17 protein-coding genes are annotated in these 14,560 nt (G+C 64.7%); 10 read left to right on the forward strand and 7 right to left on the reverse strand.

Annotated features, from left to right (window positions below):
- Positions 1-264 precede the first annotated feature (264 nt).
- From ccmA to CN933_RS16205, 5 genes are read left to right on the forward strand one after another with little or no spacing between them, the layout of a single operon-like run.
- A complete protein-coding gene (ccmA, locus tag CN933_RS16185) occupies positions 265-879 on the forward strand; it encodes a heme ABC exporter ATP-binding protein CcmA (RefSeq protein WP_411932396.1) in 615 nt (204 codons plus the stop codon).
- Positions 876-1,535 carry a heme exporter protein CcmB gene (ccmB, locus tag CN933_RS16190; protein WP_018097397.1) on the forward strand — a complete coding sequence of 220 codons (660 nt, stop codon included), beginning with the start codon at positions 876-878 and terminating at the stop codon, positions 1,533-1,535. Before ccmA ends, ccmB begins: the two co-directional genes overlap by 4 nt.
- Positions 1,536-1,594: 59 nt before the next feature.
- Positions 1,595-2,365, forward strand: a complete 771-nt coding sequence (locus CN933_RS16195; RefSeq protein WP_018097398.1) for a heme ABC transporter permease — start codon at positions 1,595-1,597, stop codon at positions 2,363-2,365.
- On the forward strand, positions 2,362-2,538 hold the full coding sequence (gene ccmD / locus CN933_RS16200; protein WP_018097399.1) for a heme exporter protein CcmD: 177 nt from the start codon (positions 2,362-2,364) through the stop codon (positions 2,536-2,538). The genes CN933_RS16195 and ccmD overlap by 4 nt, the downstream gene beginning before the upstream one ends.
- Positions 2,535-3,143, forward strand: coding sequence for a DsbE family thiol:disulfide interchange protein (locus CN933_RS16205; protein ID WP_018097400.1), 609 nt, complete (start codon positions 2,535-2,537; stop codon positions 3,141-3,143). Before ccmD ends, CN933_RS16205 begins: the two co-directional genes overlap by 4 nt.
- A 94-nt stretch (positions 3,144-3,237) precedes the next feature.
- On the opposite strand, the gene CN933_RS16210 is transcribed toward CN933_RS16205, so the two are convergent.
- The 6 genes from CN933_RS16210 to CN933_RS16235 all read right to left on the reverse strand — a co-directional run bounded on the left by CN933_RS16210 (position 3,238) and on the right by CN933_RS16235 (position 9,487).
- A complete protein-coding gene (locus CN933_RS16210; protein WP_018097401.1) occupies positions 3,238-3,828 on the reverse strand; it encodes a DUF2585 domain-containing protein in 591 nt (196 codons plus the stop codon).
- On the reverse strand, positions 3,825-4,457 hold the full coding sequence (locus CN933_RS16215) for a septation protein A (RefSeq protein ID WP_010970512.1): 633 nt from the start codon (positions 4,455-4,457) through the stop codon (positions 3,825-3,827). Before CN933_RS16215 ends, CN933_RS16210 begins: the two co-directional genes overlap by 4 nt.
- 97 nt (positions 4,458-4,554) lie before the next feature.
- On the reverse strand, positions 4,555-6,186 hold the full coding sequence (gene ftsY / locus CN933_RS16220) for a signal recognition particle-docking protein FtsY (protein WP_018097402.1): 1,632 nt from the start codon (positions 6,184-6,186) through the stop codon (positions 4,555-4,557).
- 14 nt (positions 6,187-6,200) lie between these two features.
- Entirely contained in the window at positions 6,201-7,475 is a 1,275-nt protein-coding gene (gene mtaB, locus CN933_RS16225) for a tRNA (N(6)-L-threonylcarbamoyladenosine(37)-C(2))-methylthiotransferase MtaB (RefSeq protein ID WP_018097403.1), read from the reverse strand.
- Positions 7,472-8,377 (reverse strand): diaminopimelate epimerase, encoded by a 906-nt coding sequence (dapF, locus tag CN933_RS16230; RefSeq protein WP_018097404.1) that lies wholly within the window; start codon positions 8,375-8,377, stop codon positions 7,472-7,474. The genes mtaB and dapF overlap by 4 nt, the downstream gene beginning before the upstream one ends.
- A 93-nt stretch (positions 8,378-8,470) precedes the next feature.
- Positions 8,471-9,487, reverse strand: a complete 1,017-nt coding sequence (locus CN933_RS16235) for an MBL fold metallo-hydrolase (RefSeq protein ID WP_018097405.1) — start codon at positions 9,485-9,487, stop codon at positions 8,471-8,473.
- 407 nt (positions 9,488-9,894) lie between these two features.
- Between CN933_RS16235 and ffh the strand changes: the two genes are divergently transcribed.
- The 5 genes from ffh (at position 9,895) to trmD (ending at position 13,612) form a co-directional block, all read left to right on the forward strand.
- A complete protein-coding gene (gene ffh / locus CN933_RS16240) occupies positions 9,895-11,436 on the forward strand; it encodes a signal recognition particle protein (protein WP_018097406.1) in 1,542 nt (513 codons plus the stop codon).
- Positions 11,437-11,448: 12 nt separating this feature from the next.
- A complete protein-coding gene (locus CN933_RS16245) occupies positions 11,449-11,784 on the forward strand; it encodes a chorismate mutase (RefSeq protein ID WP_003529740.1) in 336 nt (111 codons plus the stop codon).
- Positions 11,785-11,822: 38 nt separating this feature from the next.
- Positions 11,823-12,197, forward strand: a complete 375-nt coding sequence (rpsP, locus tag CN933_RS16250; RefSeq protein ID WP_018097407.1) for a 30S ribosomal protein S16 — start codon at positions 11,823-11,825, stop codon at positions 12,195-12,197.
- Positions 12,198-12,333: 136 nt separating this feature from the next.
- Entirely contained in the window at positions 12,334-12,897 is a 564-nt protein-coding gene (gene rimM, locus CN933_RS16255; RefSeq protein WP_102761825.1) for a ribosome maturation factor RimM, read from the forward strand.
- 10 nt (positions 12,898-12,907) lie between these two features.
- A complete protein-coding gene (gene trmD / locus CN933_RS16260; RefSeq protein WP_018097409.1) occupies positions 12,908-13,612 on the forward strand; it encodes a tRNA (guanosine(37)-N1)-methyltransferase TrmD in 705 nt (234 codons plus the stop codon).
- Here the strand turns inward: trmD and CN933_RS16265 are convergent.
- On the reverse strand, positions 13,594-14,340 hold the full coding sequence (locus CN933_RS16265; RefSeq protein WP_010970518.1) for a sulfite exporter TauE/SafE family protein: 747 nt from the start codon (positions 14,338-14,340) through the stop codon (positions 13,594-13,596). The genes trmD and CN933_RS16265 overlap by 19 nt on opposite strands.
- Between the last annotated feature and the right edge of the window lie 220 nt (positions 14,341-14,560).

Here is a 14,560-nt window from a genome sequence, read left to right on the forward strand (position 1 = left end):
TCCGTCTGATCGCCAAAAACTGACGTACGAACGCCCGAGCACCTGTGAGGCGCGAAGTGGGATGCGGGTACGGTCATTTCCGCTGTCCGTACGTGGAAGCTCGTTCCATGTTCGGCGCTAGGATGAAATTCACGCCGACCGCTGGCGTGTTGGCCGCCTTATAGATAATTTCTCCAAATCGTGCCAGACCAACCAAGGTTCAATCGGAACTTTTTTTGCTCCGCGCAAAGACACGTCAAGGGAAGCTGGAAATTCATGCGCCTCATGGCTGAAGGTTTGAGTGCGAGGCGCGGCGAGGACCTGATTTTCAACGATATTTCGTTCGCGCTGGCTGCCGGCGAGGCGCTTGTGGTAACGGGTCCGAACGGTGCCGGCAAGTCGACGCTCCTGCGCGTCCTGGCGGGGCTTCTCGAGCCGGAATCGGGCCGCGTCCGGCTGGAGGACGGCCCATCGGGATACGAACATCCGCGCGAACTCAGCCACTATCTCGGCCACCGCAACGCGATGAAGCGCGAGCTGACGGTGGAGGAAAACCTCACCTTCTGGCAGCGCTTCCTTGGCGATTCGCCGGGCGGCTCCGGCATCGGCCTCGTCGAAGCGGCGGAGGCAGTGGGGCTCGCCGACATCATTCATCTGCCCTTCGGCTATCTTTCCGCCGGTCAGCAGCGGCGCATGGCCATGGCGAAGCTCATTGTCGCCTTCCGGCCCATCTGGCTTCTCGACGAGCCGACGGCGGCGCTCGACGTCAGCGCCGACAGGCTTTTTGCCGGCCTGGTCGCCGCCCATCTCGACCGCGGCGGCGTCGTCGTCGCGGCCACCCACCAGCCGCTTGGATTCGCGGGGGCGAAAAGCCTTGAAATGACGGGGTTCGTCCATTGATCGCGCTCTTCTTCCGGGATCTCAAGCTTTCGGTGCGCGCCGGCGGCGGCGCGATGATCGGCGTGCTTTTCTTCATGACCGTCGTCGCGGTCATCCCCTTCGGCGTCGGCCCCGATCTGAACCTGCTCGCCCGCATCGGCCCGGCGATTCTCTGGATCGGCGCGCTGCTCGCGGCGCTGCTCGGGCTCGACAGGCTCTTTCAGGCGGAGCGGGAAGACGGTTCGCTCGACCTCATCATGATGCAGGAGACGCCATTGCTCCTGGCCGTCCTCGTCAAATGCGCCGCTCATTGGACCGCCACCGGCCTGCCGCTGGTGATCGCCTCGCCCTTTCTCGGACTGTTCATGAACATGGACGAAGGCGCCATCGGGGCCACCATGGTCACCCTGCTCGCGGGGACGCCGGCGATAACCTTCATCGGCGCGGTCGGCGCTGCGGTCGCGGTGGCGCTGCCGCGCGGCGGGCTGCTCGTCTCGATCCTCGTCCTGCCGCTTGCGGTACCGGTGCTCATCTTCGGCGTCAGCGCGGTCTATGCGGCGATCGAGGATCCGGCCCCGTTTCTGCCGCCTTTCATGATATTGATGGCGATAACCCTGTTCTTCGCGGTGATCGGACCAGTGGCGGCCGCGGCGGCACTCAGGCACTCGGCCGACTGACGAGACGCGGCACCTTAGGATGAATTGCGGAAGCCGGCCTTCCGCGTTAAAGAACGGTCATGAGTGAAAACAGCCTGGCCATACGGAAATTCAGCGAGCTCGCCAACCCCACCCGGTTCCTGGCGCTGACGGATCGCGTGCTGCCCTGGCTTGCTGCTCTCACGCTGCTCGTCTTTGCGGCCGGGCTCTGGCTCTCCTTCACCACCGAGGGCGACTACCAGCAGGGCGAGACGGTGCGCATCATGTATGTGCATGTGCCTTCGGCCTGGCTTTCCATGATGTGCTACACGGTCATGGCGATCTCCGCACTCGGCACGCTCGTCTGGCGTCATCCGCTCGCCGACGTCTCGGCAAGAGCCGCAGCGCCGATCGGCGCCTGCTTCACCTTTCTGGCCCTCGTCACCGGCTCGCTCTGGGGCAAGCCGATGTGGGGCACCTGGTGGGTCTGGGATGCGCGGCTGACCTCGGTCTTCGTGCTCTTCCTCATGTATCTAGGGCTGATCGCACTGAACCGCGCCATGGAGGAGCCGAGCCGATCGGCGCGCGTCTCGGCCGTGCTTATCCTCGTCGGTTTCGTCAACATCCCGATCATCAAGTTCTCGGTCGAATGGTGGAACACGCTGCATCAGCCTGCAAGCGTCATGCGCCTCGACGGGCCGACGATCGATCCGGAATTCCTGCGGCCGCTCATCGTCATGGCGATCGCCTTCACGCTCCTGTTCTTCACCCTGCATATCGCCGCCATGCGCAACGAGATCTGGCGCCGTCGCGTGGCCTCGCTCAGACGCCAGGCGGCGCGCAATGCCGGCCGGGAGCAGCTTACGCCATGATGAGCCATGCCGCCTATGTCATTGCCAGCTACGCGGTTGCCGCCGCCACGGTAGCCGGACTCATCCTCTGGGTCCTCACCGACGGCCGCGCCCGCAGGCGCGAATTGCAGCAGCTCGAGGCCGCCGGGATCCGCCGCCGCTCCGCGGAACTGCCGGCCGGAGGGGGCAAATGACGAACGCTGAGACGCCGCAGGACGAGCGCAGGCCCGGAGCCTTCCGCTATCTCATGGCGGCGCTTCCGCTCCTCATCTTCGCGGTGCTCGCACTTATCTTCTGGAGCCAGTTGAACTCCGGCAGGGACGTCAGCGAAATCCCCTCGGCGCTGATCGGCACCAAGGCGCCGATGCTCGCCATGCCGCCGCTCGAAGGGGCTGCAACGCCATCGGGCGAACCCATGCCGGCTCTCGACGACACGGCGGTCAAGGGCAAGCTCACGCTCGTCAATGTCTGGGCCTCCTGGTGCGTGCCCTGTCGGCAGGAGCATCCGATCATTCTTCAGCTGTCGAAAGACCCGCGCCTCACCGTCGTCGGCATCAACTACAAGGACCGGAACGAAAACGCGCTGCGCTTCCTCGGCGAACTCGGCAACCCTTTTTCTGCAATCGGCGTCGATCCGAACGGAAAGGCGGCGATAGACTGGGGCGTCTACGGCATCCCGGAATCCTTCCTCGTCGCCGCTGACGGCACGATCCTCTACAAGCGTGCCGGCCCCTTCGACGAAAAGAGCCTCAGGGAAGGGCTGCTGCCGGCGATCGACAAGGCGCTTGCGGGCTCGTAGACCGCGACCGCCCTCATCCGGCCTGCCGGCCACCTTCTCCCGCAAGGGGGGCGAAGGAGACTCGCGACACCTCACTTCCCTATCGAAGGAGCGGCTAAACGCCCGCCTGCCAAGCCTTCACCGCATCGAGCGGCCAGACCAGCATCAGCACGTTGAGCGTCAGGTTGTCGCGCACCATATAGCCGGTGAAGAGTTCGAAAACGATGGCGATCGCGACCGTGGCTGCGACCGGCAGCCGCAAGGCGATGAGAAAGCCGACAGCCATGGCGAGCGTGTCCATGGCCGAATTCAGGATGCTGTCGCCGAAATAATCGAGCGAGATCGTCGCGGCCCGGTAACGGTTGATCACCACCGGCGTGTTCTCCGCGATCTCCCAGGCGGACTCGATCACGGTCGCGAGAAGCAGGCGAGCGCTCCAGGGTTTGCCGCGCATGAGAAGGTGACCGAGGCCGTAGAAGAGAAAGCCGTGGATGACATGGGACGGCGTGTACCAGTCGGAAAGGTGCTGGGAGTTGCCGCTGGATTTGACGACGCCTTCCCAGAGCTTGATGTAGCCGCATTCGCAGATCCATAACCGCCCCATCAGGTGCTGCACGAGGACCTGGATCGCCAGCACGCCGAGGCAGGCAAGCAACCAGAGCGCCGCTCGTCGCTGATTGTCCTGCGAGGCGGCCGCGATCGTCACTCCGCGCTATCCTGTTCGAGCGAATGCTTCATGATCAGCGGCATCTGGGCGAGCGTGAAGAGGATGGTGATCGGCATGGTGCCCCAGACCTTGAAAGCGACCCAGAAATCCGTCGAGAAGGAGCGCCAGATCACCTCGTTGAGCACGGCGAGGAACAGGAAGAACACGCCCCAGCGGATCGTCAGCTTCCGCCATCCCTCCTCGTCCAGCTTGAAGGCGGCGTGGAAGACGTAGCCGAGCAGCGATTTGCCGAAGAGGAGGCCGCCGAGCAGGATCGCGCCGAAGAGCGTGTTGACGATGGTCGGCTTCATCTTGATGAAGGTGTCGTTCTGCAGCCAGAGCGTCAGCGCGCCGAAGACGAAGACGACGATGCCGGAGACGAGCGGCATCATCGGCAGCGTGCGGGTCATGATCCAGGAAGCAATCAGCGCCGCCGCCGTTGCCGCCATGAACAGGCCGGTCGCGATGAAGATCGGCCCGCCGAGCTCGGCCAGCGCGGGAAAACGGCCAGCCAGCCACTCGCCCCGCGAATTGGCGAAGAAGAAGACCATCAGGGGGCCGAGTTCCAGCACGAGCTTGAGCAGCGGGCTTACCTCTGTCTTCGGCTTGGCGGCCTCGATCGTCGACATGTGCGGATCCTGTTCTGTCATCTTCTGCCGCTCATAGCATCAGGATTGCGGCAAAACCATATCAACCGCGGTTTTGGCGCAAACCTCCTCCGCTTCGTCAAGGAGCAGCAACGCCGGCGATCGCCTCGGCGAAGTCCTTGGCTTCGAACGGTTCGAGGTCGTCAATCCCTTCGCCGACGCCGATGAAGTAAACCGGCAGCTTGTGCTTGGCGGAGATCGCCACCAGAATGCCGCCGCGTGCGGTGCCGTCGAGCTTGGTCATGATCAAGCCGCTGACGCCGGCGACGTTGCGGAATATCTCGACCTGCTGCAGGGCGTTCTGCCCGGTCGTCGCGTCGAGCGTCTGCAGCACCGTATGCGGCGCGTCCGGATCGAGTTTTCCGAGAACGCGCACGATCTTTTCGAGCTCCGCCATCAGTTCGGCCTTGTTCTGCAGCCGTCCGGCGGTGTCGATGATCAGCACGTCCGCCTTCTGCTCGCGGGCACGCTGGAACGCCTCGTAGGCAAGCCCGGCCGCATCGGCGCCGAGCTTCGAAGAGACGATTTCGGATTTCGTCCGTTCGGCCCAGATCTTCAGCTGCTCGATCGCCGCCGCCCGGAAAGTATCGCCGGCGGCCAGCATGACCTTAAGTCCCGCGCCGGAAAGCTTTGCCGCAAGCTTGCCGATCGTCGTCGTCTTGCCGGTTCCGTTGACGCCGACGACGAGGATCACGTGCGGCTTATGGCTGAGATCGAGTTCCAGCGGCCTGGCGACGGGCGCCAGCACCTTGGTGATCTCGCCGGCCATGATGCGCGAAACGTCCTCGCCGGACACATCCTTGCCATAGCGCTCCGAGGCGAGCGTATCGGTGATGCGCATCGCCGTCTCGACGCCGAGGTCCGCCTGGATCAGCAGGTCCTCGAGGTCCTGCAGCGTCGCCTCGTCGAGCTTGCGCTTGGTGAAGAGGCTGGCGATCTGGCCGGTGAGTTGCGACGAGGTGCGCGCAAGGCCCAGGCGAAGGCGCTGGTACCAGTTGAGCTTGGCTGGCGGGGCGGGCGCTTCTTCCCTGGGGCGCCTCTCGGCGGCGGCGAAACCTTTGGGAAGGCTGGGTGCGAGGGGCTCGGATGGAGGCTCGCCCCCCTCTGCCCTCCCCGGCGTCTCCCCCTCGAGGGGGAGGATTGGGAGAGGCACGCTCTCGTCCTCCGACGCTCCCGTTTCATCTTCCGAAGAGCCTGTGCCTCCCGCACGGTCGTCTGCGGCAATCTCCACCTCTTCGACGTCGGCTGCGGCGGCGGCTTCGCGCTCCTCCTGCTCTCCCGAAGGGACAGAGGCGGGTGCCGAGAGCTCGTCGACAGTCGTCGGGTGTTCGGAAGGCGACTCACCCTCCTCTGCCCTGCCGGGCATCTCCCCCGCAAGGGGAGAGATCGGATGCCGGACGCTCTCGCCCTGCTCCACAGTGTTTTCATCTGCGGTGACAGCAGTGCTTACTGGGCCTTCCTCACGCGTGGTTTCGGTCGTTGGCGTGTCCGGCGCGAAGGAAACATCGCGATCGTCCGTGCTAGCTTCCGTTACCTCGACTGTACTACGATCTTCCTCGACCGGTGCCTGGGTCCCGCCCTGTTCTCCCGAAGGGACAGGGGGGGTTACCGCGACCTCATCGGCAACGGCCGTCTCCTGCGGCGGCGCCGGTTTTTCTTCGACGGCATCCTTGCCGAAGGAGAAGATCTTCTTGATGAAACCAATCGCCATGGGAATGTCCGCTGTCAGGCCGCAGCCATCTGTTTGCGCTCGATCGTCAGATGCTTGCCATTGTGGCCGGTGATTCCGACCGCCACAAGCGACCGCGGCTCAAGGCCGGCCGCATCTACGAGCGTGAAGTTTTCCGTATGGGCCAGACCGTTCATTTCCACAAGGATCGTCTGGCTGCTGCCGATCATGCCCTCGAGGTGGCCCGCATGAAGCTCCGCCCCCTTCGCACGCAGGCGCGCGGCACGCTCCTTGACAAGCGCGCGGTCGAGTTGCGGCATGCGGGCGGCCGGGGTGCCGGGGCGCGGGCTATAGGGGAAGACGTGAAGATGCGCGATGCCGCAATCCTCGGCGAGCCGCATGGCGTTCTCGAACATCGGCTCGGTCTCGGTCGGAAATCCGGCGATCATGTCCGCACCTAAGCTGATCTCGGGGCGCAGGCGCCGGACCTCGTCGCAGAAGGCGCGCGCATCGGCGCTCGAATGCCGCCGCTTCATGCGCTTCAGGATCAGGTCGTCGCCGTGCTGCAGAGAAAGATGCAGATGCGGCATGAAGCGCGGCTCCTCGGCGATGAGGTCGAGGAGGTGGCCGTCCGCCTCGATGCTGTCGATGGAGGAAAGCCGCAGGCGGAGGATTTCCGGCACCTGTTTCAGCAGGGTCTTCCCGAGAAGCCCGAGGGTCGGCGTTCCGGGCAGATCGGCGCCGTAGCTGGTGGCGTCGACCCCGGTCAGAACGATCTCGCGATAGCCGCTTTCGGCAAGGCGTCTCGCCTGGTCGACGACGGCGCCCATCGGCACGGAGCGCGAATTGCCGCGGCCATAGGGAATGATGCAGAAGGTGCAGCGGTGGTCGCAGCCGTTCTGCACCTGGATGAAGGCGCGCACGTGCCCGTCTATGTGCTTCACCATCTGCGGTGCGGTGGCGCGCACGCTCATGATGTCGTTGACACGGAGTTTCTCTTCGGCCGAGACGCCGAAATCCGGCAGCGCGCGATAGGAGGCGCTGGCGAGCTTCTCCTCGTTGCCGAGCACCGCGTCCACCTCCGCCATTTCGGCGAAGGTTTCCTTCTCGGTCTGGGCGGCGCAGCCGGTGACGATGATGCGGGCGTGCGGATTTTCGCGCCGCGCCCGGCGGATCGCCTGTCGGGCCTGGCGCACGGCCTCGGCGGTGACGGCGCAGGTATTGACGAGGATGGCGTTGTTCAGCCCCGCCTTTTCGGCCTCCGCCCGCATCACTTCCGACTCATAGGTGTTCAGCCGGCAGCCGAAGGTTATGACCTCGACCCCGCTCAAAGGGCTCTCGCTCCGTTGTCGCCGCTCTCCGGCTCGTTGCGCGAAAAGGTGCCGGTGACGGGATCGACGGTGCCGGACCATTCCCATTCGGCCGGCCCCGTCATGATGACGTGGTCGTCGCGCTCGCGCCATTCGATCTTGAGCGGACCGCCGGGCACGTTCACGATAACCATCCGCTCCGTCCGGCCGGTTCTCGCACCGCTGACGGCGGCGGCACAGGCGGCCGAGCCGCAGGCAAGCGTCAGGCCGGCGCCGCGCTCCCAGGTCCGCAGGTCCATCTCCTGGCGGGAGCGGATGCGCGCGATGGAGATATTGGCGCGCTCGGGGAAGATCGGATGGTTCTCGAGGAGTGGTCCGAACCGGTCGAGCTCGTAGCTCCACACATCGTCCTCGACCCAGAAGATCGCATGCGGATTGCCCATGGAGGCGACCGAGGGAGAGTGCAGCACGGGCGCATCGATCGGCCCGATCTGCAGCTCGATGCGCCGCGTGTCGTGGAATTCCTCCGCGAGCGGGATCTGGTCCCAGCCGAAACGGGGCTTGCCCATGTCGACCGAGATCGTGCCGTCGTCGTGTTCCTTGGCTTCGAGAAGGCCCGCGACCGTATGGAAGAGGAAGGCTTTCCTGCCGGTCTCGGCCGCAAGCGCCTGGACGACGCAGCGGGTGCCGTTGCCGCAGGCCTGGGCCATCGACCCGTCGGAATTGACGATGTCGATCCAGGCATCGGTCCCGGCAGACTTCGGGTCGTGAATTGCCATGATCTGGTCGAACTCGGTCGCCGGGTCGGCATTGAGCGCGATCGCCGCCTGCGGCGTCACGCGGTCCTTGCGCCCGCGCATGTCGACCACCAGGATCTTGTTTCCAAGCCCGTTCATCCTGGCAAATTGCACCTGATCGGCCATGTCGCGACTGTCCAAACCCTGGCCCCCGCTTCGGAGGCGCCCTTCATTCGGGCTGTATATGGCGGAAAAGCCCGGAAATTACCAGTGCCGGCGTCATTCCCGTGCCGTCGGCGGGAGCGGGACGTCGAAGACTTCCCCCGGTCGCAGCGCCCGGAAACGGTTTCGATCGATACCGTGCTTGGCGAGCGCAGTCTCCAGCGCCCGGAGCGGCTCCTCGACCCCCTCGTTGGTCAATCGGAAGGTGCCCCAATGGTGACCCGCCGCGTATTCGGCGCCGCATGCGACCATGCCCAGGACCGCCTCTTCCGGATTCTGGTGCTGAGAGGCCATGAACCAGCGTGGCTCGTAGCTGCCGAAGGGCAGGTTGGCGAGGCGGAAGCATCCGTGTTTTTCGCGCGCCGCACGATAATTGATGCCGTCGTGAAAACCTGTGTCGCCGACATGATAGATCTTGCCGGCCGGCGTCTCGATGACGAAGGCGGCCCAGAGCGCCATGCGCCGGTCGTTCGAGCGGCGAGCCGACCAATGGTGGCATGGCTCCGCATGGATGACGACGCCATCACCGAGGTCGAGCCGGTCGCCCCAGTCGACGACGGAAATCTCGGCACCCGCGACGGCGCGGCGAATGATCGTGTCGTTGCCGAGCGGCGTTACGAGATGCGGCGCGTGCTTGGTGTGGAGCGAGCCGAGCGTGGCGAGATTGAGGTGGTCGTAGTGGTTATGGGTGACGAGCACGATATCGATCCGCGGCAGGTCGTCCATGAGAATGCCTGGCGGGTTGCGGCGGCGGGGTCCGGCAAACGTAAAGGGGCTGGCGCGATGCGACCAGACCGGGTCGGTCAGGATGTTGAGGCCCGCGACCTGGATCAGCAGCGTTGCGTGACCGACCATGGTGACGCGGAGCCGCTCGCCGTCGACACTGGTATCCGGCCTCGCCTGCGGAAAGGGGCTGTCATAGTGGCGCGGCCATTGCTCGCGTCCGCCGCCGGACTGCCAGCGCAGGAGGTCGGCGAAGCCGCGCGGCGGTGTGCCGCCCGGATTGTAGAAGCGAATGCCGTCGAAGTGGTCCGAAACGGGCCCGCTATAGTAGGGATTGCCGCTTTTCTTCATCGCTGCCTCGGTTGAGGGACACCTGCAGAGAAATAGGCGCATTTGCCGCCGGATCACAGGACTCGGGCAGGAGCGGCCGGCAATTTCCTGATGATGCGACCGGACGGAGGTGGTGGTCCTGCTCGCGTGTGGGATCATAGGTGGAGCCCGAGCGCAGCGTCTCCGCGGTCGATCCTTGACTTTTCTCCCGGTTTCCTGTTTATCGCGGCGAATTCCTTCGCAAGTGATGACTTCCGAAGCCACCGACCGGGCCCCGCAAAGGTATAAAGAGAGCCCGGAGGTCAACACCCGACAGCGCGCTGCGCCCTCGGGTGGTTTTTGGCTTTGCGTCTTGTTTTCCGCGCGAAGGGACCCACGTTTCCGGACGAGCCGATCTATCGCAATCCGGAGACAAGAAGGAAGAGAATATGTTCGAGAGCCTCCAGGACCGTCTTGGTTCCATATTGAATGGACTGACCGGCCGCGGCGCCCTGTCGGAAGCCGATGTTTCCGCAGCGCTTCGGGAGGTTCGCCGTGCGCTGCTCGAAGCGGACGTGGCGCTCGATGTGGTGCGGTCCTTCACGGAGAAGGTTCGCGAAAAGGCGGTCGGCGCCGAAATCGTAAAGTCGATCAAGCCCGGCCAAATGGTCGTCAAGATCGTTCATGACGAGCTCATAGCGATGCTCGGCTCCGAGGGCGTCACGATCGATCTCAATGCGGCGGCTCCGGTCGTCATCATGATGGTCGGCCTGCAGGGCTCGGGCAAGACGACGACGACCGGCAAGATCGCCAAGCGGCTGACCGCGCGGGACAAGAAGAAGGTCCTGATGGCCTCGCTCGATACCCGCCGCCCGGCCGCGCAGGAACAGTTGCGCCAGCTCGGCGTGCAGACCGGCGTCGATACGCTTCCGATCATCGCCGGCCAGTCGCCGACCGATATCGCTGCGCGCGCCGTGCAGGCGGCCAAGCTCGGCGGCCACGACATCGTCATCCTCGACACCGCCGGCCGCACCCATATCGACGAGCCGCTGATGATCGAGATGGCGGAGATCAAGCGGAAATCCAACCCGCATGAGATCCTGCTGGTCGCCGATGCGCTGACCGGACAGGACGCCGTCAACCTCGCCCGCAACTTCGACGAACGCGTCGGCATCACCGGCCTGGTGCTCACGCGCATGGACGGCGACGGCCGCGGCGGTGCGGCGCTCTCCATGCGCGCCGTCACGGGCAAGCCGATCAAGCTCATCGGCGTCGGCGAGAAGATGGACGAACTCGAGGAGTTCCATCCGCGCCGCGTCGCCGACCGCATCCTCGGCATGGGCGACATCGTCTCGCTCGTCGAAAAGGCGGCGGAGAACATCGACGCCGAAAAGGCGGCCGCCATGGCCGCCAAGATGGCCAAGGGCAAGTTCGACCTCAACGACCTCGCCGATCAGCTGCAGCAGATGCAGAAGATGGGCGGCATGGGCGGCATCATGGGTCTGATGCCTGGCATGGCCGGCATGAAGGACAAGATGTCCGCCGCCGGCCTGGATGACTCGCTCTTCAAGCGCCAGCTCGCGATCATCTCCTCGATGACTAGGGCGGAGCGCGCCAATCCGGATATTCTCAAGCATTCGCGCAAGAAGCGCATCGCCAGCGGCTCCGGCACCGATGCCTCCGACATCAACAAGCTTCTGAAAATGCACCGCCAGATGGCGGACATGATGAAGATGATGGGCGGCAAGGGCAAAGGCGGCATGATGAAACAGATGATGGGCGGCCTCGCCGGCAAGATGGGCCTCGGCGGCCTGGGCGGCGGAATGCCCGATCTTTCGAAAATGGATCCGAAGCAGCTCGAGGCCCTGCAGAAGCAGGCCCAAGCCGCCGGTCTCGGCAAGCCTGGCGGCGGCCTGCCTGGCCTTGGCGGTGGTTTGCCCGGTCTGGGCGGCGGTTTTCCCGGCCTCCCCGGCCTACCGAAGAAGAAGTGAGGATCGCGACGAATGCTTGATCCCGAGATCAAAGAGGAATTGGCGAGCTACCGGCAGTCGATCGACAATATCGATGCCGCGCTCGTCCACATGCTGGCCGAACGCTTCCGCTGCACCAAGGCGGTTGGCGTGCTCAAGGCCAAGCACCAGCTGCCGCCGGCCGATCCGGCGCGCGAAGAATACCAGATCGAACGCCTCCGCCACCTGGCGAAAGACGCCAATCTGGATCCGGATTTCGCCGAGAAGTTCCTGAACTTCATCATCAAGGAAGTCATCCGGCATCATGAAGCCATCGCCGCCGATTGCTCGCAGAACGCGGGCAGCGCCGGCACCACCCATTCCGCTTGAGTCAAGCGGTCAAGAAAGCCTGCAAGGAGTAAATTGAAATGGCACTGAAAATTCGTCTCGCCCGCGGCGGTTCCAAGAAGCGTCCCTACTACCAGATCGTCGTTGCCGACGCGCGCAGCCCGCGTGACGGCCGCTTCCTCGAAAAGCTCGGCTCCTGGAACCCGATGCTTGCCAAGGACGACGAAAAGCGCATCGAACTGAACGCCGAGCGCGTTCAGCACTGGATCGCCCAGGGCGCCCAGCCGACCGACCGCGTCATGCGCTTCCTCGACCAGGCCGGCCTTGCCAAGCGTCCGGCCCGCAACAACCCGACCAAGGCGCTGCCCGGCAAGAAGGCACAGGAACGTGCCGCTGAAGCCAAGCAGAAGGCGGAAGAAGCAGCCGCCGCGGCTGCGGAAGCTGCCGCGGAATAATTTCCGGCGGAATGGCATTGAGAACGGGCGGCATTTCCATGCCGCCCGTTTTGCTTTATGTGCACCGGAAAATCGCATGTTCTCATCCCGATGTGGTTCGGGAAACATGCAGCAAGTTCACCCTGGATGCCCGACGATGACACAGCTGAAGAACCCTGTCCTGATGGCGACGATCGGCGCGGCGCAAGGGCTGCGCGGCGAGGTGCGGGTAAAGTCCTTCACCGACGATCCGGCCGCACTCGGCGACTATGGCAAACTCCACAGCGAGGACGGCCGCGTCTTCGAGGTGCTTGAAATCCGCGAGGCCAAGAACGTCGTCGTCGTGCGGTTTCGGGGCATCAACGATCGGACTGCTGCCGAAGCGCTCAACGGTCTCGAACTCTTCATCGAGCGCGACAATCTCCCCGACGACGATCTCGACGAGGGCGAATTCTTCTACGCAGACCTCGAGGGCCTGGAAGCGGTCGATCGCACCGGAAAGAGCTATGGTTCGGTGACCGGCGTCTTCGATTTCGGCGCTGGCGATCTCCTCGAACTGAAAGGCCCGGGCCTCAGGCCGGTGCTTATTCCCTTCACGGAATGGTCGGTACTCGAAATCGATCTCGAAGCGGGCAAGCTCGTCATCGACCCGACGGCCGCCGGGCTCGTCGACGACGAGAAGAGCGGGCCTGGCAAGCCCTTTCCGACCAAGCGCAAGTGAGCCCACGGCAATGCCCTATCGCGCGACCGTCCTGACGCTCTACCCGGAGATGTTTCCGGGGCACCTCGGCGTTTCGCTCGCCGGAAAGGCGCTGGAGCGCGGAGACTGGTCGATGGAGGCCGTGCAGATTCGCGACTTTGCCGGTGACAAGCACCGCACCGTCGACGATACGCCGGCGGGGGGCGGTGCCGGAATGGTATTGAAGCCCGACGTTCTTGCCCGCGCCATCGATCATGTCGCTGCAGACGACGGGCGGCCGCGGCTTCTGATGAGTCCGCGCGGACGGCCGCTGACACAGGAACGGGTGCGGGCGCTGGCCGCCTGTCCCGGCGCTGTCATCGTTTGCGGACGTTTCGAGGGCGTCGACCAGCGGGTCATCGACACGCGTGGACTCGAGGAAGTCTCGATCGGCGACTACATTCTTTCCGGCGGCGAGCCGGCAGCACTCGTTCTGCTCGACGCCGTGGTGCGTATCCTGCCGGGCGTGATGGGCAATCAGCTGTCAGGCGTCCACGAGAGCTTCGAGGGAGGGCTCCTCGAACACCCCCACTACACGCGTCCCCAGATCTTCGAAGGTCACGAAATCCCGGCCGTCCTCACCTCCGGCAACCACGCGGCCATTGCGCAATGGCGGGAAGCGGCGGCGCGCCGGCTGACGGCGGAACGCCGGCCGGATCTTCTGGAGCGTGATCCGGCTCAGCCCGTGAAGAAATAATAGGCCGCGAGCAACAGACCCACCGCCACCACCACGGCTCGGATGACCGCCTGCGGGACGCGTCGTGCCGCCCAGACGCCCATGTAGCCGCCAAGCGCTGCGCCCGGCACCATGATTGCCGCGTGCAGCCAGGAGACGACGCCGCCCGCAGCGAAAACCACGATGGCGATTGCGGCGATGACGATGGAGATGAAGTTCTTGAGTGCATTCAGCCGGTGATAGCCGCCGCCGGTGGCAAGTCCGAGCACGGCGAGCATCATGATGCCCATGCCGGCGCCGAAAAAGCCGCCATAGACGGAGGTCGCCAGCTGGCTCGCAACGCCCAGCGGTCCGATGCGATGCTCGTCACTGCGCGCCTTCGGCTTCAGGAGGGGGCCGGCGGCGAAGATCGCCGTTGCCGCGATCAGCAACCAGGGCACCATCGCACGGAAGGCCGGATTGGAGAGCGACAGAAGCAGGAGGGCGCCGGCGAGCCCGCCGATCGCCGAAATGATGCCAAGGACGATGGCGTTCTTCCGGTCGGCGCGGATCTCCTTGGCATAGGCAAGCGTCGACGTGATATAGCCGGGGAACTGGATGATGGACGAGGTCGCGTTGGCGACGATCGGCGGGAGCCCGCCAAGCGTCATCGCTCCGAAAGTCAGGAAGGTGCCGCCACCGGCAATGGCATTGACGACGCCGGACAGGAAGCCGGCGACGAAGAGCAAAAAGACCTGGAGCAACGTCATGACTTTCCCCCGAAACGCGTGAATCGGGATAGCCGGTGGCGCGGTCGACCGCAAGTCCGTGGGGAGGGGCATTCTTGAGGCGGGAGCGCGACAAAATCCGCTTTCGGGGATGACAAGGCCGGCCATATGGTGTATGTGCCGGCCCGGTTCGGGTTCCTTGCCCGTCGACCGTCAACAAAGAATGGCGAATACGCTCCTGCCGCAAATGCGGCAAGGCCTG

This window comes from Sinorhizobium sp. M4_45 (assembly GCF_002885915.1).
Classification (GTDB): domain Bacteria; phylum Pseudomonadota; class Alphaproteobacteria; order Rhizobiales; family Rhizobiaceae; genus Sinorhizobium; species Sinorhizobium meliloti_A.

What these genes read in the sequence shown, in the direction of transcription:
- ccmA (WP_411932396.1), top strand. Translation starts at nt 265, where the DNA reads ATGGCTGAAGGTTTGAGTGCGAGGCGCGGCGAGGACCTGATTTTCAAC.
- CN933_RS16195 (WP_018097398.1), top strand. Translation starts at nt 1,595, where the DNA reads ATGAGTGAAAACAGCCTGGCCATACGGAAATTCAGCGAGCTCGCCAAC.
- ccmD (WP_018097399.1), top strand. Translation starts at nt 2,362, where the DNA reads ATGATGAGCCATGCCGCCTATGTCATTGCCAGCTACGCGGTTGCCGCC.
- CN933_RS16205 (WP_018097400.1), top strand. Translation starts at nt 2,535, where the DNA reads ATGACGAACGCTGAGACGCCGCAGGACGAGCGCAGGCCCGGAGCCTTC.
- CN933_RS16215 (WP_010970512.1), bottom strand. Translation starts at nt 4,457, where the DNA reads ATGTCGACGATCGAGGCCGCCAAGCCGAAGACAGAGGTAAGCCCGCTG.
- ftsY (WP_018097402.1), bottom strand. Translation starts at nt 6,186, where the DNA reads ATGGCGATTGGTTTCATCAAGAAGATCTTCTCCTTCGGCAAGGATGCC.
- dapF (WP_018097404.1), bottom strand. Translation starts at nt 8,377, where the DNA reads ATGGCCGATCAGGTGCAATTTGCCAGGATGAACGGGCTTGGAAACAAG.
- CN933_RS16235 (WP_018097405.1), bottom strand. Translation starts at nt 9,487, where the DNA reads ATGAAGAAAAGCGGCAATCCCTACTATAGCGGGCCCGTTTCGGACCAC.
- ffh (WP_018097406.1), top strand. Translation starts at nt 9,895, where the DNA reads ATGTTCGAGAGCCTCCAGGACCGTCTTGGTTCCATATTGAATGGACTG.
- CN933_RS16245 (WP_003529740.1), top strand. Translation starts at nt 11,449, where the DNA reads ATGCTTGATCCCGAGATCAAAGAGGAATTGGCGAGCTACCGGCAGTCG.
- rpsP (WP_018097407.1), top strand. Translation starts at nt 11,823, where the DNA reads ATGGCACTGAAAATTCGTCTCGCCCGCGGCGGTTCCAAGAAGCGTCCC.
- rimM (WP_102761825.1), top strand. Translation starts at nt 12,334, where the DNA reads ATGACACAGCTGAAGAACCCTGTCCTGATGGCGACGATCGGCGCGGCG.
- trmD (WP_018097409.1), top strand. Translation starts at nt 12,908, where the DNA reads ATGCCCTATCGCGCGACCGTCCTGACGCTCTACCCGGAGATGTTTCCG.
- CN933_RS16265 (WP_010970518.1), bottom strand. Translation starts at nt 14,340, where the DNA reads ATGACGTTGCTCCAGGTCTTTTTGCTCTTCGTCGCCGGCTTCCTGTCC.